Annotated in this window: 21 protein-coding genes; 7 read left to right on the forward strand and 14 right to left on the reverse strand. The window is 73.4% G+C overall.

Annotated elements, in window-relative coordinates; translation table 11 throughout:
* Nucleotides 1-3: 3 nt before the first annotated feature.
* From AB3388_RS17970 to AB3388_RS17985, 4 genes are read right to left on the reverse strand one after another with little or no spacing between them, the layout of a single operon-like run.
* Nucleotides 4-369: a non-heme iron oxygenase ferredoxin subunit gene (locus AB3388_RS17970; protein ID WP_495406675.1), complete on the reverse strand. Its 366-nt coding sequence runs from the start codon at nucleotides 367-369 to the stop codon at nucleotides 4-6.
* A 2-nt stretch (nucleotides 370-371) separates the two neighbouring features.
* Nucleotides 372-1565: a Fe-S cluster assembly protein SufD gene (gene sufD, locus AB3388_RS17975; protein ID WP_495406676.1), complete on the reverse strand. Its 1194-nt coding sequence runs from the start codon at nucleotides 1563-1565 to the stop codon at nucleotides 372-374.
* A complete protein-coding gene (sufB, locus tag AB3388_RS17980; RefSeq protein ID WP_495406677.1) occupies nucleotides 1565-3004 on the reverse strand; it encodes a Fe-S cluster assembly protein SufB in 1440 nt (479 codons plus the stop codon). Before sufB ends, sufD begins: the two co-directional genes overlap by 1 nt.
* Nucleotides 3001-3828, reverse strand: coding sequence for a helix-turn-helix transcriptional regulator (locus AB3388_RS17985; RefSeq protein ID WP_495406678.1), 828 nt, complete (start codon nucleotides 3826-3828; stop codon nucleotides 3001-3003). Before AB3388_RS17985 ends, sufB begins: the two co-directional genes overlap by 4 nt.
* A gap of 79 nt (nucleotides 3829-3907) precedes the next feature.
* On the opposite strand from AB3388_RS17985, the gene AB3388_RS17990 reads away from it, so the two are divergent.
* On the forward strand, nucleotides 3908-4852 hold the full coding sequence (locus AB3388_RS17990) for a COX15/CtaA family protein (protein WP_495406679.1): 945 nt from the start codon (nucleotides 3908-3910) through the stop codon (nucleotides 4850-4852).
* Here the strand turns inward: AB3388_RS17990 and AB3388_RS17995 are convergent.
* Complete coding sequence (locus AB3388_RS17995; RefSeq protein ID WP_495406680.1) at nucleotides 4816-5775, reverse strand: ScyD/ScyE family protein; 960 nt, start codon at nucleotides 5773-5775, stop codon at nucleotides 4816-4818. The genes AB3388_RS17990 and AB3388_RS17995 overlap by 37 nt on opposite strands.
* An 80-nt stretch (nucleotides 5776-5855) precedes the next feature.
* Complete coding sequence (locus AB3388_RS18000) at nucleotides 5856-6776, reverse strand: heme o synthase (protein WP_495406681.1); 921 nt, start codon at nucleotides 6774-6776, stop codon at nucleotides 5856-5858.
* Nucleotides 6777-7071: 295 nt separating this feature from the next.
* Here AB3388_RS18000 and tkt point away from each other — a divergent pair, with 295 nt between their 5' ends.
* From tkt to AB3388_RS18030, 6 genes are all read left to right on the forward strand, one after another.
* Nucleotides 7072-9285: a transketolase gene (gene tkt / locus AB3388_RS18005; RefSeq protein WP_495406682.1), complete on the forward strand. Its 2214-nt coding sequence runs from the start codon at nucleotides 7072-7074 to the stop codon at nucleotides 9283-9285.
* Between the two features lie 32 nt (nucleotides 9286-9317).
* The gene (gene tal, locus AB3388_RS18010; protein ID WP_495406683.1) at nucleotides 9318-10418 is read left to right on the forward strand and encodes a transaldolase; all 1101 of its coding nucleotides are present in this window, start codon (nucleotides 9318-9320) and stop codon (nucleotides 10416-10418) included.
* Between the two features lie 87 nt (nucleotides 10419-10505).
* Nucleotides 10506-12023 carry a glucose-6-phosphate dehydrogenase gene (zwf, locus tag AB3388_RS18015; protein WP_495406684.1) on the forward strand — a complete coding sequence of 506 codons (1518 nt, stop codon included), beginning with the start codon at nucleotides 10506-10508 and terminating at the stop codon, nucleotides 12021-12023.
* The gene (locus tag AB3388_RS18020) at nucleotides 12020-13162 is read left to right on the forward strand and encodes a glucose-6-phosphate dehydrogenase assembly protein OpcA (protein WP_495406685.1); all 1143 of its coding nucleotides are present in this window, start codon (nucleotides 12020-12022) and stop codon (nucleotides 13160-13162) included. Before zwf ends, AB3388_RS18020 begins: the two co-directional genes overlap by 4 nt.
* The gene (gene pgl, locus AB3388_RS18025) at nucleotides 13162-13971 is read left to right on the forward strand and encodes a 6-phosphogluconolactonase (RefSeq protein ID WP_495406686.1); all 810 of its coding nucleotides are present in this window, start codon (nucleotides 13162-13164) and stop codon (nucleotides 13969-13971) included. Before AB3388_RS18020 ends, pgl begins: the two co-directional genes overlap by 1 nt.
* A gap of 135 nt (nucleotides 13972-14106) precedes the next feature.
* Entirely contained in the window at nucleotides 14107-14247 is a 141-nt protein-coding gene (locus tag AB3388_RS18030; RefSeq protein WP_495406687.1) for a hypothetical protein, read from the forward strand.
* A gap of 3 nt (nucleotides 14248-14250) precedes the next feature.
* Here the strand turns inward: AB3388_RS18030 and AB3388_RS18035 are convergent, their stop codons facing one another.
* The 8 genes from AB3388_RS18035 to AB3388_RS18070 all read right to left on the reverse strand — a co-directional run bounded on the left by AB3388_RS18035 (nucleotide 14251) and on the right by AB3388_RS18070 (nucleotide 21863).
* Complete coding sequence (locus AB3388_RS18035) at nucleotides 14251-14592, reverse strand: RNA polymerase-binding protein RbpA (protein ID WP_495406688.1); 342 nt, start codon at nucleotides 14590-14592, stop codon at nucleotides 14251-14253.
* A 104-nt stretch (nucleotides 14593-14696) separates the two neighbouring features.
* Complete coding sequence (secG, locus tag AB3388_RS18040; RefSeq protein ID WP_495406689.1) at nucleotides 14697-14930, reverse strand: preprotein translocase subunit SecG; 234 nt, start codon at nucleotides 14928-14930, stop codon at nucleotides 14697-14699.
* Between the two features lie 21 nt (nucleotides 14931-14951).
* Nucleotides 14952-16727, reverse strand: a complete 1776-nt coding sequence (locus AB3388_RS18045) for an ABC transporter substrate-binding protein (protein ID WP_495406690.1) — start codon at nucleotides 16725-16727, stop codon at nucleotides 14952-14954.
* A gap of 37 nt (nucleotides 16728-16764) precedes the next feature.
* Nucleotides 16765-17574 (reverse strand): triose-phosphate isomerase, encoded by an 810-nt coding sequence (tpiA, locus tag AB3388_RS18050; RefSeq protein ID WP_495406691.1) that lies wholly within the window; start codon nucleotides 17572-17574, stop codon nucleotides 16765-16767.
* Nucleotides 17574-18767 carry a phosphoglycerate kinase gene (locus AB3388_RS18055; RefSeq protein ID WP_495406692.1) on the reverse strand — a complete coding sequence of 398 codons (1194 nt, stop codon included), beginning with the start codon at nucleotides 18765-18767 and terminating at the stop codon, nucleotides 17574-17576. The genes tpiA and AB3388_RS18055 overlap by 1 nt, the downstream gene beginning before the upstream one ends.
* The gene (gap, locus tag AB3388_RS18060) at nucleotides 18767-19771 is read right to left on the reverse strand and encodes a type I glyceraldehyde-3-phosphate dehydrogenase (RefSeq protein WP_495406693.1); all 1005 of its coding nucleotides are present in this window, start codon (nucleotides 19769-19771) and stop codon (nucleotides 18767-18769) included. Before gap ends, AB3388_RS18055 begins: the two co-directional genes overlap by 1 nt.
* A gap of 102 nt (nucleotides 19772-19873) precedes the next feature.
* Nucleotides 19874-20854: a DNA-binding protein WhiA gene (gene whiA, locus AB3388_RS18065; RefSeq protein WP_448628000.1), complete on the reverse strand. Its 981-nt coding sequence runs from the start codon at nucleotides 20852-20854 to the stop codon at nucleotides 19874-19876.
* Nucleotides 20855-20930: 76 nt separating this feature from the next.
* Nucleotides 20931-21863, reverse strand: a complete 933-nt coding sequence (locus AB3388_RS18070) for a gluconeogenesis factor YvcK family protein (RefSeq protein ID WP_495406694.1) — start codon at nucleotides 21861-21863, stop codon at nucleotides 20931-20933.
* Nucleotides 21864-21880 lie beyond the last annotated feature (17 nt).

The raw sequence follows: 21880 nt of genomic DNA on the forward strand, positions 1-21880 counted from the left end.
TCCTCAGCTGTTGGCCGCTCGAGGAAGGCGGTCGTCCGACGCGGCATCAGCCTCTGTGTCGACGTACACGTCCTCCCCCTCCACGCGGACCGGGTAGACGGAGACCGGCTCGGTGGCCGGCAGGTTGGTGGGCTCGCCGCTGCGCAGGTCGAAGCACGACCCGTGCAGCCAGCACTCGATGGTCGGGGCGCCCTTGAACTCCTCGACGTCGCCCTCGGAGAGCGGCACCTCGGCGTGCGAGCACAGGTCCTCGAGGGCGTAGATCTCGCCCTCGAAGCGGACGACGGCGATGTCGATGTCCGCGAGCTCGACGCGCAGCGCGCCGGGCTCGGGGACGTCGCTCAGCGCGCACACCCGCTCGAAGGCCATGGTCAGGCCACCTCGACCGGCTGCTCGTCGAGGCCCGGGAGCGCGCCGAGGCGCTGCTCGATCGTGCGCATCAGGCGGTCCTGCAGCTCCGGGACGCCCATGTGCTGCACGACGTCGGCGAAGAAGCCGCGGACGACGAGGCGACGCGCGGTCTCGGCGTCGATGCCCCGGGAGCAGAGGTAGAACAGCTGCTCGTCGTCGAACCGGCCGGTGGCGCTGGCGTGGCCGGCGCCGACGATCTCGCCGGTCTCGATCTCCAGGTTCGGCACCGAGTCGGCGCGGGCGCCGTCGGTGAGCACCAGGTTGCGATTGAGCTCGTAGGTGTCGGTGCCGATCGCGGCGGGCCGGATGCGGACGTCGCCGATCCAGACCGTGTGCGCGTCCTCGCCCTGCAGCGCGCCCTTGTAGAGGACGTTGCTGCGGCAGTGCGGCACGGCGTGGTCGACCCAGAGCCGGTGCTCCTGGTGCTGGGTCTCGTCGGCGAAGTAGACGCCGAACAGCTCGGCCTGCGCGCCCGGGCCGGCGTACTGCACGTTGCTGACCAGCCGGACGAGGTCGCCGCCGAGGGTCACCACGATCTGCTTGAAGGTGGCGTCCCGGCCGACGACGGCGTCGTACTGGCCGCCGTGCAGCGCACCGGGCGCCCAGTCCTGCACCGATACGACCGTCACCTGCGCGCCGTCACCCACCAGGACGGCCACGCCGCCGGAGTACCGCGCGAGCCCGGAGTGGTCGAGCACGATCGTCGCCTTGGCGTAGGCGCCGACGTCGATCACCAGCTGGCCCCAGACGACGTCCTCGGTCCCCGTGCCGGACAGTCGCAGACCGACCGGCCGGTCCAGCTGCGCCTCGGCGGCCACGCGGACGACGCCGGCGCCGCCGCTGCGCTGCCGGGTGAGCGCGGCGAGGTAGTCGGCCGGCTCGGGCAGCCCCTTGAGCAGCGGGTCGTCGGCCTCGACGCGGGAGAGCTCGACGCCCTCGGGCAGGTCGGTGTCCCAGGCCAGCTGCGCGTCGGACGGCTCGCCGTTCAGCAGCGGGCGGACCCGGCGCATCGGGGTGAAGCGCCAGTCCTCCTCGCGGCCGGACGGCTTGCCGAACGCCTCGGGGTCGGTCGAGGTGAACCGCTCCGCCGGCGAGCCCGTGGGAACGGGCCCACCGTGCGAATGGGCGCCGGCGGGGGGAAGCGGGGAGGCCATCAGCCGACGGCACCTTCCATCTGCAGCTCGATGAGGCGGTTGAGCTCGAGGGCGTACTCCATCGGCAGCTCACGGGCGATCGGCTCGACGAACCCGCGCACCACCATGGCCATCGCCTCGTCCTCGGACAGGCCGCGGCTCATCAGGTAGAACAGCTGGTCCTCGCTGACCCGGGACACGGTCGCCTCGTGGCCCATGGCGACGTCGTCCTCGCGGACGTCGACGTAGGGGTAGGTGTCCGACCGGCTGATCGTGTCGACCAGCAGCGCGTCGCACTTCACCGTGGACTTCGAGCCGTGCGCGCCCTCGTCGATCTGGACGAGGCCGCGGTAGGAGGTGCGGCCGCCGCCACGGGCCACCGACTTCGACACGATGGTCGAGGAGGTGTTCGGCGCGGCGTGCACCATCTTGGCGCCGGCGTCCTGGTGCTGGCCCTCGCCGGCGAAGGCGATGGAGAGCACCTCGCCCTTGGCGTGCTCGCCGGTCATCCAGACCGCCGGGTACTTCATGGTGACCTTGGAACCGAGGTTGCCGTCGATCCACTCCATGGTCGCGCCCTCGTGGGCGATCGCCCGCTTGGTGACCAGGTTGTAGACGTTGTTCGACCAGTTCTGGATGGTCGTGTACCGGCAGCGCGCGTTCTTCTTGACGATGATCTCGACGACCGCCGAGTGCAGCGAGTCCGACTTGTAGATCGGCGCGGTGCAGCCCTCGACGTAGTGCACGTAGGCGCCCTCGTCGACGATGATCAGCGTCCGCTCGAACTGGCCCATGTTCTCGGTGTTGATCCGGAAGTAGGCCTGCAGCGGGATCTCGACGTGCACGCCCTTCGGCACGTAGATGAACGAGCCGCCGGACCAGGTCGCGGTGTTCAGCGCGGCGAACTTGTTGTCGCCGGACGGGATGACCGAGCCGAAGTACTCCTTGAAGAGGTCCTCGTGCTCCTTGAGCGCGGTGTCGGTGTCGAGGAAGACGACGCCCTGCTCCTCGAGGTCCTCGCGGATCTTGTGGTAGACGACCTCGGACTCGTACTGGGCCGCGACACCGGCGATCAGCCGCTGCTTCTCGGCCTCCGGGATGCCCAGCTTGTCGTAGGTGTTCTTGATGTCCTCGGGCAGCTCGTCCCACGAGGTCGCCTGGGCCTCGGTCGAGCGCACGAAGTACTTGATGTTCTGGAAGTCGATGCCGGAGAGGTCCGAACCCCAGTCGGGCATCGGCTTGCGCTCGAAGAGCTTCAGCGCCTTGAGCCGGCGCTCGAGCATCCACTCGGGCTCGTTCTTGCGGCGGGAGATGTCCCGGACGACGTCCTCGTCCAGGCCACGGCGAGCGGACGCCCCGGCGACGTCGGCGTCGGCCCAGCCGTACTGGTAGCGGCCGAGCTGCTCGATCTGCTCGTCCTGCGTCAGCGGCGTGCCCACCGGCTGCTGGGTGCTGGTCATGCGTGCGTCCTCTCCCGGGAATCGGTCGGGGTGGTGCGGAGGGAGGTTGCCGCCACGTTCATGCTGCGCGCCTGCGCGTGGCGTTCCCTTGGTACAGGGCCTGCGAGGGTCGTTCTGTTCCCGGCCGGCGGCGTGCCCGGGATGTGTGTGGTGCAGATCCCGTCGCCGTGCGCGATCGTGGCCAGCCGCTGCACGTGGGTACCCACGAGCCGGCCGATCACCGCCGTCTCGGCCTCGCACAGCTGGGGGAACTCCGCCGCCACGTGCGCCACCGGGCAGTGGTGCTGGCAGAGCTGACCGCCGCTGCGGATCGCCGAAGCCGTCGCAGCGTAGCCCTCGGCCGTGAGGGCCGCGGCCAGGGCCTGCGCCCGGTCGACGGGGGCCTCGTCTCCGGCCGGACCGCCGCTGGTGGCGGCCGCGACCGCGCTGGAGGCGCGGGCCTCGAGGCCGGCCATCTGCGCCTCGGCGACGGCGCGGACGGCGTCCGGACCACCGACCGCGGCGACGTGGCGCAGCGCGGTCAGGGCCAGGTCGTCGTAGGCGTGCGGGAAGGTCGCGCGACCGGCCTCGGTGAGCCGGAAGTGCCGCGCCGGGCGGCCGCGGCCCCGGTGCGGGTCGTGGGTGGCCCGCTCCTCCACCCGGCCGGCGGCCACGAGGGCGTCGAGGTGCCGGCGGACGGCGGCCGGCGAGATGCCGAGATCGGCGGCGAGCTCGGCAGCGGTCTGCGGGCCACGTTCGAGCAGCAGCGCGGTCACCCGATGGCGCGTGCGGCCGTCGTCGGCACCCGCCGACGAGCGGACCGGAGCCGCCGAGCTGGTTTCCACAACACAAGTGTGACCTATTTCCGGCGAGGCGCAACCAGCGGGGTCCGCCCGCGCGCACGCCGGCTTCTAGCATCGGGCCGTGGCGGTTCTCCCTCGGTCCTTCTCCCCCGCCGTCGTCTCGCGCGTGGCCCTCGCCAATGCGGTCGCCAACGTGCTGATCGTGGTCACCGGCGGCGCGGTGCGGCTGACCGGCTCGGGGCTGGGCTGCCCGACCTGGCCGCGCTGCACCGACAAGAGCTTCGTGCCGACGCCGGAGCTGGCCGGGCACGGCGTGATCGAGTTCGGCAACCGCACGCTCACGTTCCTGCTGACGATCACCGCGGTCGCCGTCCTGGTGGTCGTGTGGCGCTCCGCCCGGCGTGACCTGCGCCCGCTCGCCGTCCTGAGCTTCCTCGGCATCCCGGTGCAGGCCGCCCTCGGCGGCATCACGGTGCTCACCGGGCTGAACCCGTGGACCGTGGCCGTCCACTTCCTGCTGTCGATGGTGCTGGTCGCGGTGGCCACGATCCTGTGGCTGCGCTCGCGCGAGCCCGGGGTGGGGCAGCTCGTCGTCCGCCGTCCGCTGCCGCTGCTGGTTGCGGGCATCGCCGTCGTCACGGCGCTCGTCCTGGTCATCGGCACCGTCGTGACCGGCAGCGGGCCGCACAGCGGCGACCCGAAGGCCGGGCGCACCGGCTTCGACCCCGAGCTGGTCAGCCAGCTGCACGCCGACGTCGTCTTCCTGCTGATCGGGCTGACCGTCGCGCTGCTGGTCGCGCTCTACGCCACCGACTCCCCCGGCCGCGTGCGTCGCGCCGCGCGCGATCTGCTGATCGTCCAGCTGGCACAGGGCGTCATCGGCTACGTGCAGTACTTCCTGTCCCTGCCGATCGCCGTCGTCCTCCTGCACATGCTCGGGGCGGCCCTGATCGCCGCGTACACGGCGCGGCTGGTGTGGTCGATCCGCGGCCCGGCGTCCGAGCTGCCGCTCGAGGCCCCGGCGCGCGGCTACGACAGGTCCACCCGCCAGACCTCGCCGTCGTAGGTCACCACGTAGGCGGTCCCCCGGGTCAGCTCCATCGAGGTGGGCCGGTCCAGCCGCTCGGCGACGACGTCGAAGCCGCCGTCGTCGACGCGGAGCAGCTGCCCGGTGTCCGGGTTGGCGGGCGTCGCCGGCGGCTTGCCCGCGGGGAAGACGCCCTGCGACAGCGCGTACTCCCCGTGCCGCCCGAACTCCACGTCCGTCAGGAGCCGGCCGCCCCTCGCGACCTCCCGCACCTGGTCCGAACCGACGCGGAACGACACGACCCGGCCGTTCTCCGGCAGATGGGGCACCGGCCCGGCCTGGGCGACGTGGATGCGGCGGCCGTCGCGCGCCAGACCCGTCGGCACCACGTTGTCCAGCTCCAGGACCGGGCGCACCTCCCCGTCGAGGTCCGCGCGCAGCACCCGGTTGTGGTTGCCGTCGGTGACAAGGAAGCCGCCGCGGAACGGCTCCATCGCGTACGGCACGCCGGTGGGCAGCTGGCCCCCGGCCCGGGGCGGGTGCGCCTTGGAGAAGGCGCCGGTGTCGGCGACGACCCGGCAGTCGTCGCCGTCCGCCCGGTAGACACCGGTGACGGCGGTCCCGACGAACGCGCCGACCAGGACGTACATCCGGCCGCTCAGGAACGCCACGTCCATCGCGCCACCGTTGGTGGCCGACGCGGCCCGGCGCGGCAGGCACGTCGCCACGACGGTCACGTGGCCGGTCCGGCGGTCGATGCGGGACACCTCACCCGCGGCGGGCTCGGTGACGTACAGGTCGCCGTCGGGACCGATCGTGCTCCCCGCGCCGGCGTCGGAGAACGTCACGAGCAGGTGCGGCTCGGCCGGGCCGCCCCGACCGTCGTGGGCCCGGGCCACCCCCGGGGCCGTGAGCACCAGGGCCGCCGAGAGGAGCAGGGTCGCCCCACGCCGAGTACGCATCGCCGGCTCCTTGCGGACGGGAATGCCGCACCCTAGGCGCGCACCCGTCACCGCGCCGTCAACGCGGCGGCGGTGAGCGCTCAGACCAGGACGTCGAGGATGATCGCGACGCTCAGCAACGCCATGTAGGAGATCGAGATGTGGAACAGCTGCATCGGGCGGGTCTCGGCGTCGCGGCGGATCCGCGAGAGCAGCCGGTGCGCCTCGATCGCGAACCACAGACCGAGGCCGGCGGCGGCCGCGGTGTAGAGCCAGCCGATCCCGTACGCCGCCCCCACCGGCCAGAGCAGCAGCGAGACGGCGACGGTCAGCCAGGCCCAGGCGACGGTCTGCCGGCCCACCGACAGCGGGCTCGCCACCACCGGCAGCATCGGCACCTCGGCGCGCGCGTAGTCGGCGCGGAACCGCATCGCCAGCGCCCAGAAGTGCGGCAGCTGCCAGCAGAAGACGACGCCGAAGAAGACGACGGCCGGCCAGGCCAGCGAGCCGGTCACCGCCGCCCAGCCGATGAGCACCGGCGCCGCCCCGGGCACGCCGCCGAACAGCGTCGAGTGCCGGGTGTGCCGCTTGAGCACCATCGTGTAGATCACGGCGTAGTAGGCGATCGCCCCCAGCGCCAGGCCCGCCGCCAGCAGCGTCGTGGTCGCGGCGAGCAGCGCCGTCGACACCACGGTGAGCACCAGCCCGAAGACCAGGGCGCCGCGCGGGCTGATCTCGCCCATCGGCAGCGGCCGCCGCTCGGTGCGGTGCATCAGCCGGTCGATGTCCCGGTCGTACCAGCAGTTGAAGACGTTGGCCGCGCCGGCCGCGAGCGTGCCGCCGACCAGCGTCGGGACCAGCAGCCCCCACGACGGCCACCCGCGGGCGGCCAGCATCATCGCCGGCACCGTCGTGACCAGCAGCAGCTCGATGATCCGCGGCTTGGTCAGCGCCACGTAGGCGCGCAGCACCGCGGAGACCCGGCGGGTCGCGATCGCCGGCCGCTCCGAGACCGCCGTCACCTGGGCCCCTCCCCCGCAGCGACGCAGGGCCCCACCGGGCGGAGAAACAGCACGGGGGTCCCTTCGAGGCGGGGGATGAGAACGGGCCAACTGTAGCCCTCGGCCCGGCGCCGGACCGGCCGGGATGACTAGGGTTTGGTCACGTTGATGCTGCGCGTGCAGCGGGTAGGGCCGACGTCGACGACGACGGTGCCCAGACCGCCGCCGCCCCGCGCACCGTCGTCCGCCCGGGCGCCCGGCCCGACCGGTCACCCGGGTGGCCCGCAGGCCCGACCCGAGGGAGCACCGAACCGACATGGGAACGCAGAGCACCGAGTCCGAGGCCCCGGCCGAGGCCGCCACCGACGCCCCGACCGGCGCGCCCCGTCAGCCGAACCCCACCCTGCCCGAGGGCTTCGGTGAACTCGACCGCCGCGCCATCGACTTGGTCCGCGTGCTGGCCATGGACGCCGTCCAGAAGGTCGGCAACGGCCACCCCGGCACGGCGATGAGCATGGCGCCCACCTCCTATCTGCTCTTCCAGAAGTGGCTGCGGCACGACCCCAGCGACCCGAACTGGGTCGGCCGCGACCGCTTCGTGCTGTCGATGGGGCACTCGAGCCTCACCCTCTACATCCAGCTCTTCCTCTCCGGCTACGGCCTCGAGGTCGAGGACCTGCAGGCGCTGCGGACCTGGGGCTCGAAGACCCCGGGCCACCCCGAGGTCAACCACACCCCCGGCGTCGAGACGACGACCGGCCCGCTCGGCCAGGGCGTCGGCAACGCCGTCGGCATGGCGATGGCCGCGCGCCGCGAGCGCGGGCTGTTCGACCCCGACACCCCCGAGGGCGAGAGCCTCTTCGACCACACCATCTGGGTCTTCGCCTCCGACGGCGACCTGGAGGAGGGCGTCAGCGGCGAGGCGTCGTCCCTGGCCGGCACCCAGCAGCTGGGCAACCTGGTCCTGGTCTACGACGACAACCGGATCTCGATCGAGGACGACACGAACGTCGCCTTCACCGAGGACGTCGGCAAGCGCTACGAGGCCTACGGCTGGCACGTGCAGCGGATCGACGACGGTGAGGACCTCGCCGCGATCGACGCCGCGTTCGCCGCCGCCAGGGCCGAGACGAGCCGGCCGTCGATCATCGTGCTGCGGACGATCATCGCCTGGCCCGCCCCGAACAAGCAGAACACCGGCGCCGCGCACGGCTCCGCGCTCGGCGAGGACGAGGTCAAGGCCACCAAGCAGGTCCTGGGGTTCGACCCGGAGCAGACCTTCGAGGTCGCGCCGGAGGTCCTCGAGCACGCCCGCCGGGTCGTCGACCGCGGCAAGAAGGAGCACGCCGCCTGGCAGCAGCGCTTCGACGCCTGGAGGAAGGAGAACCCGGAGGGCGCCGCCCTCCTGGAGCGGATGACCACCCGCACGCTGCCCGAGGGCTGGGCCGACAAGCTCCCCACCTGGGACGCCGACCCGAAGGGCGTGGCCACCCGCAAGGCCTCCGGCGAGGTCCTCGCCGCGCTCTACCCCGCGCTGCCGGAGCTGTGGGGCGGCTCGGCCGACCTCGCGGAGAGCAACAACACCGCCGTCAAGGGCGAACCGTCGTTCCTGCCCGCCAACCGGCAGACGAAGATGTGGTCGGGCGGCCCCTACGGCCGCACGCTGCACTTCGGTGTCCGCGAGCACGCGATGGGCGCGATCATGAACGGGATCGCCCTGCACGGCGGCACCCGGGTCTACGGCGGCACCTTCCTCACCTTCTCCGACTACATGCGCGGCGCGGTCCGGCTGGCCGCGCTCATGCAGCTGCCGGTGATCTACGTCTGGACCCACGACTCGATCGGTCTCGGCGAGGACGGCCCGACCCACCAGCCGATCGAGCACTACGCCGCGCTGCGCGCCATGCCGGGGCTGGACGTCGTCCGCCCGGCCGACGCCAACGAGACCGCCGTCGCCTGGCGGACGATCCTCGAGAACAACGACCGCCCGGCCGGGCTCCTGCTCTCCCGGCAGAACCTGCCGGTGTTCGACCGCACGGTGATGAACTCGGCCGAGGGCGTCGCGCGTGGTGCCTATGTGTTGGCCGACGCGTCGAACGGCGAGCCCGAGGTGATCCTGCTGAGCACCGGCTCCGAGGTGCAGATCGCCGTGGCCGCCCGCGAGCAGCTGGAGGCCGACGGCGTCCCGACCCGCGTGGTCTCGGTGCCCTGCGTCGAGTGGTTCGCCGACCAGGACCAGGCCTACAAGGAGCAGGTCCTGCCGCCGTCGGTGCGAGCCCGCGTGAGCGTCGAGGCGGGCGTGCCCATGGGCTGGCGCGAGTTCGTCGGCGACGCCGGGCGGATCGTGGGCCTCACCCACTACGGGGCCAGCGCCGCGTACAGCGTGCTCTACGAGGAGTTCGGGCTGACGCACGAGGCGGTCGTCGCCGCCGCCCGCGAGAGCATCGAGGCCGCGCGGTCCGGCGCCGCCGTCCCGGCCGGCCCGGTGCCGGCCACCGGCGGCCTTCCCCACGCCACCGGCGACCGCTGAACAGACCGGCTCCATCGAAGAAGGGCAGTGACATGGCACAGAACAAGCGGCTGGCCGAGCTCTCGGCGGCCGGGGTCTCCATCTGGCTCGACGACCTCTCCCGCGACCGGATGCGCAGCGGCAACCTGCAGTCGCTGGTCGACGAGCACTGCGTCGTCGGGGTCACCACCAACCCGACGATCTTCGCCTCGGCGATCAGTGGCTCGGACCTCTACGACCAGCAGGTCCACGACCTGGCCGTCCGCAGCGTGAGCGTCGAGGAGGCGCTGCGCACGGTCACCGCCGCCGACGTCCGCGAGGCCTGCGACCTGCTGCGGCCGGTGGCCGAGCGCACCGGGATCGACGGCCGCGTGTCGCTGGAGGTGGCGCCGGGCCTGGCGCACGACACGGACGCGACCTCGTCGGAGGCCGCGCACCTGTGGTGGCTGGTCGACCGGCCCAACCTGTTCATCAAGATCCCGGCCACCGAGGCCGGCCTGCCGGCGATCACCGAGGCCATCAGCCAGGGCATCAGCGTCAACGTCACGCTGATCTTCAGCCTGGAGCGCTACCGCCAGGTCATGGACGCCTACCTCACCGGGCTCGAGAGGTGCCTCGCGGAGGGCCCGGGCTGCGCCCGGGTCGAGTCCGTCGCCTCGTTCTTCGTGTCCCGCGTCGACACCGAGATCGACAAGCGGCTGGACAAGCTCGGCGCCGACCCCTCGCTCAAGGGCAGGGCCGCCGTCGCCAACGCCCGGCTGGCCTACCAGGCCTACGAGGAGGTCTTCTCCTCGGAGCGCTGGCGGAAGCTGGAGGCCCACGGGGCGCGGCCGCAGCGGCCGCTCTGGGCGTCGACCGGTGTGAAGAACCCGGACTACCCGGACACGCTCTACGTCTCCGAGCTGATCGCGCCCAACACGGTCAACACGATGCCGGAGAAGACGCTCATGGCCTACGCCGACCACGGCGAGCCCGGCACCCCGATCCAGAAGAGCTACGACGAGGCCGCCGAGGTCATGAAGGCGGTCGCCGACGCCGGGGTGGACCTCGACGACGTCTTCAAGGTGCTGGAGGACGAGGGCGTCCAGAAGTTCGTGGACTCCTGGGACGAGCTCACCGAGTCGGTGAAGAGCGAGCTGGAGAAGCGCAAGTAGCAGCCGCCGACCTCCGTTGATCGTTTCGCCGTCCGGCCCGCCGTCGGGCCGGACGGCGGACCCGCCTGCCGACCTCGAGGACGAACGATGATCACGAACCCGCTGCGCGATCCGCGGGACCGGCGGCTGCCCCGCGTCCCCGAGCCCTGCGCGCTCGTGGTCTTCGGGATCACCGGGGACCTCGCCCGCAAGAAGCTGCTCCCGGCGATCTACGACCTGGCCAACCGGGGCCTGCTGCCGACCAACTTCGCGCTCCTCGGCTTCGCCCGCCGCGACTGGGGCGACTCCGACTTCGCCGACCTGGCCCGGGACGCGGCCCGCAACGCCGCCCGGACGCCGTGGCGCGAGGAGGTCTGGGACCAGCTGGCCAGCAGCGTCCACTTCGTGATGGGCTCGTTCGACGACGACAACGCCTTCGACGAGCTCGCCGGCACGCTCAGCGAGCTCGAGGGCAGCCACGGCATCGGCGGCAACGCGGCGTTCTACCTGTCGATCCCGCCGGCGATGTTCCCCGTCGTCCTCAAGCAGATGCAGCGCACCGGGATGGCCGAGAGCACGCCCGACCGGTGGCGGCGGGTGGTCGTGGAGAAGCCGTTCGGCCACGACCTGCCCTCCAGCCGCGAGCTGAACGCGCTGGTGGACTCGGTGTTCGGCCCCGAGGACGTCTTCCGGATCGACCACTACCTGGGCAAGGAGACGGTCCAGAACCTGCTGGCCCTGAGGTTCGCCAACGAGCTGTTCGAGCCGATCTGGAACGGCCACCACGTCGACTCGGTGCAGATCACGATGGCCGAGGACGTCGGCATCGGCGGGCGAGCCGCGTTCTACGAGAAGACCGGCGCCGCCCGCGACGTGCTGCAGAACCACCTGCTGCAGCTGCTCGCGCTCACCGCCATGGAGGAGCCGGTCGAGTTCTCCGCCGAGGAGATCCGCACCGAGAAGCTCAAGGTGCTGCGGGCGATCTCCCTGCCCGAGGACCTGCAGACCTTCGCCGTCCGCGGCCAGTACGAGCAGGGCTGGCTGGCCGGGCAGCGGGTCAAGGGCTACCGGCAGGAGGACGGCGTCGACGAGAAGTCGAACGTCGAGACCTTCGCCGCCGTCCGGCTCGGGGTGGAGACCCGCCGCTGGGCCGGCGTGCCGTTCTACCTGCGCACCGGCAAGCGGCTGCCCCGCCGGGTCACCGAGATCGCGCTGATGTTCCAGCGCGCGCCGCACCTGCCCTTCGCGCCCACCGACACCGAGGAGCTGGGCAACAACCAGCTGGTCGTGCGCGTGCAGCCCGACGAGGGGGTCACCCTCAAGTTCGGGTCGAAGGTGCCCGGCAGCGTCATGGAGGTCCGCGACGTGGCGATGGACTTCCTCTACGGCGAGCAGTTCACCGAGTCCAGCCCCGAGGCCTACGAGCGGCTGCTGCTCGACGTGCTGCTGGGTGACGCGACGCTCTTCCCCCGCAACGCCGAGGTGGAGGCGTCGTGGCGGGTGATCGACCCGCTGGAGGAGTTCTGGGCCGGCACCACGCCGCACTTCTACCGGGCCGGCGAGTGGGGCCCCCGCGCCGCCGAGGAGATGCTCGCCGCCGAGAAGAGGAGGTGGCGGAGGCCATGACCACGCTCTGGGACACCACCGGTTCCGCCGTCGTCAAGGAACTGGCCGCGCAGCGTCGCACCGGCGGCGCCGTGCTGTCCGGGGTCGCGCTGACCCTGGTCGTCGTCGCCGACGAGTCGCGGGTGGCCGAGGCCGAGGAGGCCGCGACCGCCGCCGCCGAGCAGCACCCCTGCCGGCTGCTCGTCGTCGTCCGCCGGCAGATCGACGCCCCGCAGCCGCGGCTGGACGCCGAGGTGCTCATCGGCGGCCGGCTGGGCCCCGGCGAGGCCGTCGTCATGCGGATGTACGGCCGGCTCGCGCTGCACGCCGAGTCCGTCGTGCTGCCGCTGCTGGCCGCCGACGCCCCCGTGGTCACCTGGTGGCACGCCGAGCCGCCCGAGCAGATGTGCACCGACCCGCTGGCGGTCATCGCCGACCGGCGGATCACCGACAGCTCGATCGCCGACGACCTGGCCACCGCACTGAAGACGCGCGCCGACGACTACGCGCCCGGCGACACGGACCTGGCCTGGACCCGCAGCACCCCGTGGCGGGCCACGCTCACCTCCACCGTCGACTCGGTGGCCGGCCGGCGCGGCGAGCCGGTGCGGGTCCGCGGCGGCCGGGTGGAGGGCAAGCCCGGCCATCCCACCGCGGAGCTGCTCGCCGGGTGGCTGGCCTCCCGCTGCGGCTGCTCGATCGGCGTGGTCAAGGGTGAGCGCACGCCGGGGCCGAGCGGCGTCGACGCCGTCGTCCTGGAGCTCGACGAGAACGAGGAGATCCGGGTGCAGGCCGACCGGCGCGGCGGCGCGACGATCACCCAGCCGTTCCGGCCGGACACCAGCGTCGCGCTGCCGGACCGCCCGCTGGGCGACCTGGTCGGCGAGGAGCTGCGCCGGCTGGACCCCGACGAGCCCTACAGCGAGGCGCTGGAGGCCGCGACCGGGGTGTCCGGCCTGTCCGAGCGCTCCCCCGTCCGCGAGCACGTCTGGTTCGACCCGGCCGATCCGCACGCGAGCGCCCGCCCCGGCACCGCGCGCCCGGCCGGCACGCGGCCGGCGAGCACCCGCCCCGCGGCCAAGCGGGGCGCCGGCAAGCGGGCCGAGGGGTCCGGCTCCGCGACCGCTTCGTCCCCGGCCGACGAGGAGGCGGTGCGCTGATGTCGCTCTCACCGGGTGAGCGGGCGGCTGCCGAGCTCGCCGAGGCCGGGGTCCAACCGCCCGACATCGTCATCGAGCCCGACGCCGACCGGCTGGCCCGCGCGGCCGCGGCCGCGCTGGTCGCCCGGCTCGCGGCCGCCCAGACGGTGCACGGGACGGCGTCGGTGGTGCTCACCGGCGGCGGCGTCGGCACCGCGATGCTGGAGCGGGTGGCCGACCTGGCCGCCGAGCCCGAGCGCGAGGTCGTCGACTGGACCGCGGTCGAGATCTGGTGGAGCGACGAGCGGTTCGTGCCCGCCGACAGCGACGACCGCAACGAGCTCGGCGCGCGACGGGCGCTGCTGGACCGGGTCGGGGTGCCGGAGGTCCGCGTGCACGCCATGCCGGCCGCGGGCGGGGAGTTCGGCACCGCCGAGGAGGCCGCGGACTGGTACGCGGGCGAACTGGCCGAACTCGCCGGCGACGATGACCTCCCGCGCTTCGACGTCCTGCTGCTCGGCATGGGCCCCGAGGGCCACGTGGCCTCGATCTTCCCCGACTCCCCCGCGTCCCGGGACGAGCGGCCGGTGGTCGCCGTCCACGACTGCCCGAAGCCGCCGCCGACGCGGGTGAGCCTGGGCTTCCCGGCGATCAACTCCGCCGAGGAGGTCTGGCTGCTCGTGGCCGGCGAGGGCAAGGCCGAGGCGGTCGCCCGCGGTGTCCGGGGAGCGCCGGGCGAGGAGCTGCCGGCCGGCGCCGTCCACGGAAAGCGGGCGACGAGGTGGCTGCTCGACGCCGCCGCGGCGAGCCGACTGGAAGCCCGGGCCTGACCCGGAGGTGCGCGTCCGCTGACAGCGTGCGCGCGCCGCGCGGCGGTGATCCGAGAAAGCCTCAGGTGCCGCACAAGGGGTCGACCGCACCCTGACGTCGGGCCACACTTCCCGACCGTCGAAGGAGATCCCGCCATGACCGCAGCCCTGAGCGCCGCCGCCGTCATCCCCAGCCCGCGACCGGCGAGCGAGCCCGTGCAGCGGCCCCGCCGCGAGCACCCGCGCAGCGAGTACTGGGACGTCCTCGAGGCCCGCTGGACGCGGGCGGACCGCTAGGGCTCAGCCGCCGCGGCGGGCCTGCAGCCGGCTGAGGGCCTCCTCGAGCAGCGCGTCGCCGTCAGCGTCGCTGCGCCGCTCGCGCACGTAGGCGAGATGGGTCTTGTACGGCTCGGTGCGCGGCGCCGGCGGCGGGTCCTGCTGGTCCTGGCCGGCGGGCAGGCCGCAGCGGGGGCAGTCCCAGATCTCGGGGATGTCGGCGTCCGTGGCGAAGGCGACCCGGGTCTCGTGCCCGTTGGCGCACCAGAAGGCGACGCGGTGCCGCGGTGCGGCCTCCCCGCGCTCGGCCTCACCCATCGGACCTGCGCCGACCCGGGTGCCCCGGATCGCGTTGCCACCAGCCACGAGCGCTCCCTGATCTCTGGGACGGGGCGGCCGACGAGGGGCCGCGCGCGCAGTCTAGGGCCTCGGAGTGCGATCTCCCTCGCAGTTTCGCGCGCGCCGGGCGGTCAGACCTTGAGCAGGATGCCCAGCGCGACGATGCAGACGGCCCAGATCACGCCGCAGAACACGGTCAGCCGGTTGAGGTTCTTCTCGACCACCGACGAGCCGGCCAGTGACGAGGACACCGCGCCACCGAACATCGAGGACAGGCCGCCGCCCTTGCCGCGGTGCAGCAGGATCAGCACCACCAGCAGCAGGCTGCTGATCACCAGCAGCACGTTCAGGATGAGCTCGACCATGGCGACGAGGGTAACCGACGCTCAGCGAAGGCCGGCGGTGGCGAGGTCGTACCCGCCGTACGGCTGCATCACCAGCCCGTTGCGCAACCGCTGCCCGGCGATCAGCTGGATGCGGGTCTCGGCCAGCGGCACGTAGGCGCCGGTCTCCCCCGCGGCGTCCGCGACGTCGGCCCACGCCGTCAGCGCCGCGTCCGCGTCGGGCGCCTTCCGGGCGGTGTCGACGAGGCCGTCGATGGTCTTGTCGGTCAGCCGCGCGTAGTTGGTGTTGCCGACCGGCCGCACGCTGCGCCCGTCGACCAGCGGCGCGAGGAACGAGCCGGGCGTCGGGAAGTCCGCCGTCCAGGTGGCCAGCACGATGCCGAAGCCGTTGGCGGCCACGTTGTCGGGGTTGCCGACGTCCTTGGCGTAGAAGGTGGCCGGGTCCAGCGGCCGGACCTCGACCTCGATGCCGATCTCACCGAGCTGGCCGGCGACGGCGTTGGCCAGGTCCACGCTGCTGGGCGCGTCGGCGACGGCGAGGACCGTCGAGAACCCGTCGGGCTGCCCGCACTTCTCGAGCGAGGCGCGCGCCGCGTCGAGGTCGGGGCGCGGATCGGGGTCGTCGGGGCCACCGGGCAGGCCGCGCGGCCACAGGACGGAGCTGCGGACGGCGTCGCCCGCCCCGCCCAGCACCTTCTGCAGGTCACGGCGGTCGACGGCGGCGGCGACCGCGGCCCGGCAGTCGGCGTTGTCGAACGGCGCGACGTTGGTCGGCAGCGCGAGCAGCCGCATCGCGCCGGTGGTGACGTCGTCCGCTCGGTCGGCGAGCGGCGGGTCGCCGTCCTCGGCGAGCCGGGCGGTGGTCGCGGTCTGCACGCCGGCGCCGGAGAGGTCCACGTCGGCCGAGCCGGCGAGCAGCGCCTGGTCGCGCTCCATCCCGGTCAGCCCGGTCCGGACGACGACCGAGTCGGGCAGCGCCGTCCGGACGTCGTCGGTCGCCGGGTCCCAGCTGGCGTTGCGCTCGAGCCGGATCCCGGTCCTCGGATCGACCGAGGTGATCGCGTACGGCCCCGACGAGACCGGGTCGCCGCCGTAGTCCTTGCCCGTGTCGGCCTCGATCGGCACCGGGCTGCTCGAGGGCAGCGCCAGGACGAACGGGAAGTCCGGCTGCGGCGTGCGCAGGTGGAACACGATCGTCCGGTCGTCGGGGGTCTCGATCGCCCCGAGGCCCAGCTTGTCCGCAGCCTCGTCCTGGTACGGGCCGGCGTAGGGGTTGGCCGGGTCGTCGAGCAGGTCGACCACGTAGGTCGGGCCGCCGACTACGACGTCGGAGGCGAAGGACCGCTCGATGCCGTACTTCACGTCCCGCGAGGTGATCGGCCGGTCGCCCTCGAACGCCACGCCCTCGCGGAGGGTGAACGTCCAGGTCGACCCCCCGTCCGGGGTGGTGCCGGTGTCGGTGGCCAGGTCCGGGAGGAGCTCCCCGGTCCGGCCGGGCGTCGGGTCGTAGGTGACCAGCGTGCGGACGTAGAGCCGCATGAGGTTCCACACGCCCGGCGAGTAGGACCGCTGGGGGTCGAGGCTGTCGACCTGCGCGGCGACCACCCGGAGCGCGCCCCCGGTCGTGTCGGAGGGCGCGCGGACGCCGTCGACCCCGGCGTTCGCGCCGCCGCCCTGCACCGGGACGTCGACGGTGCCGCTGGACCCGCCGCTGCAGCTGACCGCCAGCACGACCACCAGGACGACGGCGACGACGATGCCCAGGGGGCGCCACCGGCCCCGCGCCCACGCCGGCACGCGTTCGAGGACGCCCCCCACTACCACTCCCCCTGCCGCCGGAGCGGCAGGGCGGCGGTCAGCCGCCGTCGGCCGCGATCCGGCAGATCTGTGCGAACTCGTCGGCGTCCAGGCTGGCACCGCCCACGAGGGCTCCGTCGACGTCCGGCCCGGCCAGGATCCCGGCCGTGTTCCCGGCCTTGACCGATCCCCCGTAGAGGATACGGACGACGGCGGCCGTCTCCGGGCCGAAGCGCTCGGCGAGCCGCGCACGCAGCGCCCCGCAGACCTCCTGCGCATCGTCCGGGGTGGCCACCTCGCCGGTCCCGATCGCCCAGACCGGCTCGTAGGCGATCACCACGCGCTGCACCTGCTCGGCGGTCAGCCCCTCGAGCGCGGCGTCGAGCTGGCTCGTGCAGTACCCGACGTGCTCCCGCGCGCGGCGGATCTCCAGGCCCTCGCCCACGCAGAGGATCGGCGTCAGCTCGTGCCGCAGGGCGGCCTGCACCTTGCGGCCGACCAGCGCGTCGTCCTCGCCGTGCAACGCCCGCCGCTCGGAGTGTCCGACGACGACGTAGCCGCAGGCCAGCGCGGCGAGCATCGCCCCGCTGATCTCGCCGGTGTAGGCGCCGGAGTCGTGCACCGAGAGGTCCTGCGCGCCGAAGCCGACCGGCAGCTTGTCGCCGGTGACCAGCGTCTGCACGCTGCGCAGCGCGGTGAACGGCGGCAGCACCACCATCTCGGTGGTGTCGAGCACCTGCTCGGACAGGCTGAACACCAGCTTCTGCACCAGCCCGATGGCCTCGAGGTGGGACAGGTGCATCTTCCAGTTGCCGGCGATGAGCGGACGGCGGCCTTCCCGCTTCGGCGCCGGTGCGGTGCGCGCCATCACCGGTCCAGAACCGTCAGGCCCGGCAGCTGCCGGCCCTCGAGGTACTCCAGCGACGCGCCGCCGCCGGTGCTGATGTGCCCGAACGCCGACTCGTCGAGGCCGAGCTGGCGGACCGCCGCCGCGGAGTCGCCGCCGCCGACGACCGAGAGCCCCTCGACCTTCGCCGCCGCCTCGGCCACCCCGCGGGTGCCGGCGGCGAACGGCGCGAGCTCGAAGACACCCATCGGGCCGTTCCAGAAGACGGTCAGCGCCCCGGCCAGCTCGCGGGCGAACAGCTCGACCGTGCGCGGGCCGACGTCCAGACCGAGCTGGTCGGCGGGGATCTGCTCGACCGGCACGGTGGTCGTGGGGGCGTCCGCGCTGAACTCCGGGGCGCACACCACGTCGACCGGCAGCACGATCCGGTCGCCGGCGTCGTCGAGCAGCCGCCGGCAGGTGTCGACCTGGTCGGTCTCCAGCAGCGACTTGCCGACCTCGTGCCCCTGGGCCTTGAGGAAGGTGAAGCACATCCCGCCGCCGACCAGCAGCCGGTCGACCTTGGGCAGCAGCGCCTCGATCACGGCCAGCTTGTCGCTCACCTTGGAGCCGCCGAGGACGACGACGTACGGCCGCTCGGGGTCGGTGGTGAGCCGGCGCAGCACGTCGAGCTCCTGGGCGACCAGCCGCCCGGCGTAGTGCGGCAGCCGCTCGGCGATGTCGTACACCGAGGCGTGCTTGCGGTGCACGGCGCCGAACGCGTCGTCGACGTACACGTCGGCGAGGCCGGCCAGCCGGTCGGCCAGCGCCCCGCGCTCGGCGTCGTCCTTGCTGGTCTCGGCCGCCTCGAAGCGGACGTTCTCCAGCAGCAGGACGTCGCCGTCCTCGAGCCCCTCGGCCTTGGCCCGCGCGTCGTCGCCGGCGACGTCGCCGGCCAGCGGCACCTCGGCGCCGAGCAGCTCACCCAGCCGGCCGGCGACCGGGGCCAGCGAGTACTGCGGGTCCGGTGCGCCCTTCGGCCGGCCCAGGTGCGCCGCGACGACCACCCGCGCGCCGGCGTCGCGCAGCGCCTGCAGCGTGGGCAGGCTGGCGCGGATCCGGCCGTCGTCGGTGATCGCCCGCGTGGTCTTGTCCAGCGGGACGTTCAGGTCGGCGCGCAGGAACACGCGCCGGCCCGAGACGCCCTCGGCGAGCAGGTCGTCGAGGCTGCGCATCAGAGGGAGTTGCCGACCAGGACGACGGAGTCGACGAGGCGGTTGGAGTAGCCCCACTCGTTGTCGTACCAGCCGAGGACCTTGGCCATCGGGCCGAAGACCTTGGTCAGCTTCGCGTCGTAGATGCAGGACGACGGGTCGGTGACGATGTCGGAGGAGACGATCGGTGCATCGGTGTAGGTGAGGTACTTGCCCAGCGGACCGGCCGCGGCCTCGCGGTAGGCGGCGTCGATGTCCTCGGCCGAGGCCTCGCGGGTCAGCTGGACGGTGAGGTCGGTCGCCGAGCCGGTGGGCACCGGGACGCGGATGGCGTACCCGTCGAGCTTGCCCTTGAGCTCCGGCAGGACCAGCCCGATCGCCTTGGCGGCGCCGGTGGAGGTCGGCACCATGTTCAGCGCGGCGGCGCGGGCCCGGCGCAGGTCCTTGTGCGGGCCGTCCTGCAGGTTCTGGTCGGCGGTGTAGGCGTGGATCGTGGTCATCAGACCGCGCTCGATGCCGAAGGCGTCGTTGAGCACCTTGGCCAGCGGGGCGAGGCAGTTCGTCGTGCAGGACGCGTTGCTGATGATCGTCTGCGAGCCGTCGTAGAGGTGGTCGTTGACGCCCATGACGATCGTGAGGTCGTCGCCCGTGGCGGGGGCGGAGATGACGACCTTCTTGGCGCCGCCCGCGTCGACGTGCTTGCGCGCGTCCTCGGCCTTGGTGAAGAAGCCGGTGGACTCCACGACGACGTCGACGCCAAGGTCGGCCCACGGCAGCGCGGCCGGGTCGCGCTCGGCGAGCACCTTGAGAGTGGCGCCGCCGACCTTGATCCCGTCGCCGACGGCGGCGACCTCTTCGGGGAACTTGCCGAGGATGCTGTCGTACTTCAGCAGGTGCGCCAGCGCCTCGGGGGTGGTCAGGTCGTTGACCGCCACGATCTCGACGTCCGCGCCGCTGGCGGCAGCCGCGCGGTAGAAGTTGCGGCCGATGCGCCCGAACCCGTTGATGCCTACCCGGACCGTCACGAGGACCTCCATGCCGTCAGGGGGCCGCGCGGAGCACGCGGCCTCGCTCCGCCCGAAACCCTATCGGTCCGGGCCCGCGGAGGCTCGGGTGGTGAGGCAGCGCTATTGAGCGAGCATGTCGTCGGTGACGGCGGACTCCGTGTCCGGGATGCCGAGGTCCTTGGCGCGCTTGTCGGCCATCGCCAGCAGCCGGCGGATCCGGCCCGCGACGGCGTCCTTGGTCATCGGCGGGTCGGCGCGCTGACCGAGCTCCTCCAGCGAGGCCTGACCGTGCTCGAGGCGCAGCCGGCCGGCGACCAGCAGGTGCTCGGGGGCGTCGTTGGCGAGGATCTCCAGCGCGCGCTCCACCCGGGCGCTGGCCGCGACCGCGGCCCGCGCCGAGCGGCGCAGGTTGGCGTCGTCGAAGTTGGCCAGCCGGTTGGCGGTGGCCCGGACCTCGCGGCGCATCCGCCGCTCCTCCCAGGCCAGGACGGCGTCGTGGGCGCCCATGCGGGTGAGCAGCGCGCTGATCGCGTCGCCGTCCCGGACGACGACCCGGTCGGCGCCGCGGACCTCGCGGGCCTTGGCCGCGATGCCCAGCCGGCGGGCGGCGCCGACGAGGGCCATGGCCGCCTCGGGGCCGGGGCAGGTGACCTCGAGGGAGGAGGAACGGCCGGGCTCGGTGAGCGAGCCGTGGGCCAGGAAGGCGCCGCGCCAGGCCGCCTCGGCGTCGTTGATGCTGCCGGACACCACCGCGGGCGGCAGGCCGCGGACGGGGCGGCCGCGCTGGTCGACCAAGCCGGTCTGCCGGGCCAGGCCCTCGCCGTGCTTGGCGATCCGCACCAGGTAGCGGACGCCGCGGCGGATGTTGCCGCCGGCGAGCACGCTGACCCCGCTCGTGTAGCCGTACACCTCGCTGATGTCGCGGCGCAGCCGGCGGGCGACCGAGCCGGTGTCGAGCTCGGCCTCGATGACGACCCGGCCGCCGACGATGTGCAGCCCGCCGGAGAAGCGCAGCAGCGCGGTGACCTCGGCCTTGCGCTCCGAGGTCTTCGTGCACTCCACCCGTGAGAGCTCGTCCTTGACCATTGCGGTCATCGCCATGTGCGGAGTTCCTTTCCCCCTCGTACCCCTGCCCGGCACCGCCCGTTCCGATACCCGGCCGAGCACACCTACTCCTTCAGCGTGCCCCGACCACGGAGGCCAGGGCACCGGCAAGCCGCTCGGGATCGTGCCGTGGTGCGCCGTCGAGCTCGGCGACCGGGGCCAGGACGAGCTCGGCGCCGCACTCACGCACTGCAGTTAGGAGACCATGGCGGTCAACCACCGATTCCTCATCAGCAATCACCGTGTGCAACGCCACTCCGCCGAGGTGAGCCTGCAGCACGCGGAGGTGCTCCTCGGGGCTGAATCCGTCGGTCTCACCGGGTTGCGGCTCCAGGTTCAGGACGACGACCTTGCGGGCGGTGCTGCGCTCGAGCGCGGCGCGCAGCCGGGGCACGAGCAGGTGCGGCAGCACGGAGGTGTACCAGGAGCCGGGGCCGAGCGAGACGACGTCCGCCGCGGCGATCGCGTCGAGGACGGCGCCGTTGACCGGCGGGTCGGGCGGCGAGACGAGGATGTCGCGGACCCGCCCGGGGGTGGTCGCGACCGCGACCTGCCCGCGGATGGTCCGGGTGCGGGCGGGGTCGTCGGGGTCGACGCTCTCCACGCGTGCCACCAGGTCCAGCGGGACGTCGGCCATGGGCAGGACGCGGCCGTGGGCGCCCAGCAGCGCGCACAGCTCGTCGAGGGCGCGCACCGTGTCGCCGCCGTACATGTCGGCCAGCCCGGTGAGGACCAGGTTGCCCACCGGGTGCCCGGCCAGGACGCCGGTGCCGCCGAACCGGTGCTGCAGCAGCGCCGCGATCGACGCGGGCCGCTCCCCCTCGCCGGCGAGCGCGGCCAGCGCCATCCGCAGGTCGCCGGGCGGCAGGACGGGCAGCTCGCGCCGGATCCGGCCGGAGGAGCCGCCGTCGTCGGCGACGGTGACCACCGCGGTGAGCTCGGGGGTGAGCCGCCGCCACGCGGCGAGCGCGGCGGCCAGCCCGTGGCCGCCTCCGAAGGCGACCACGCGAGGGTGCGGCCCCA

The organism is Geodermatophilus sp. SMS 5-13, assembly GCF_059428245.1.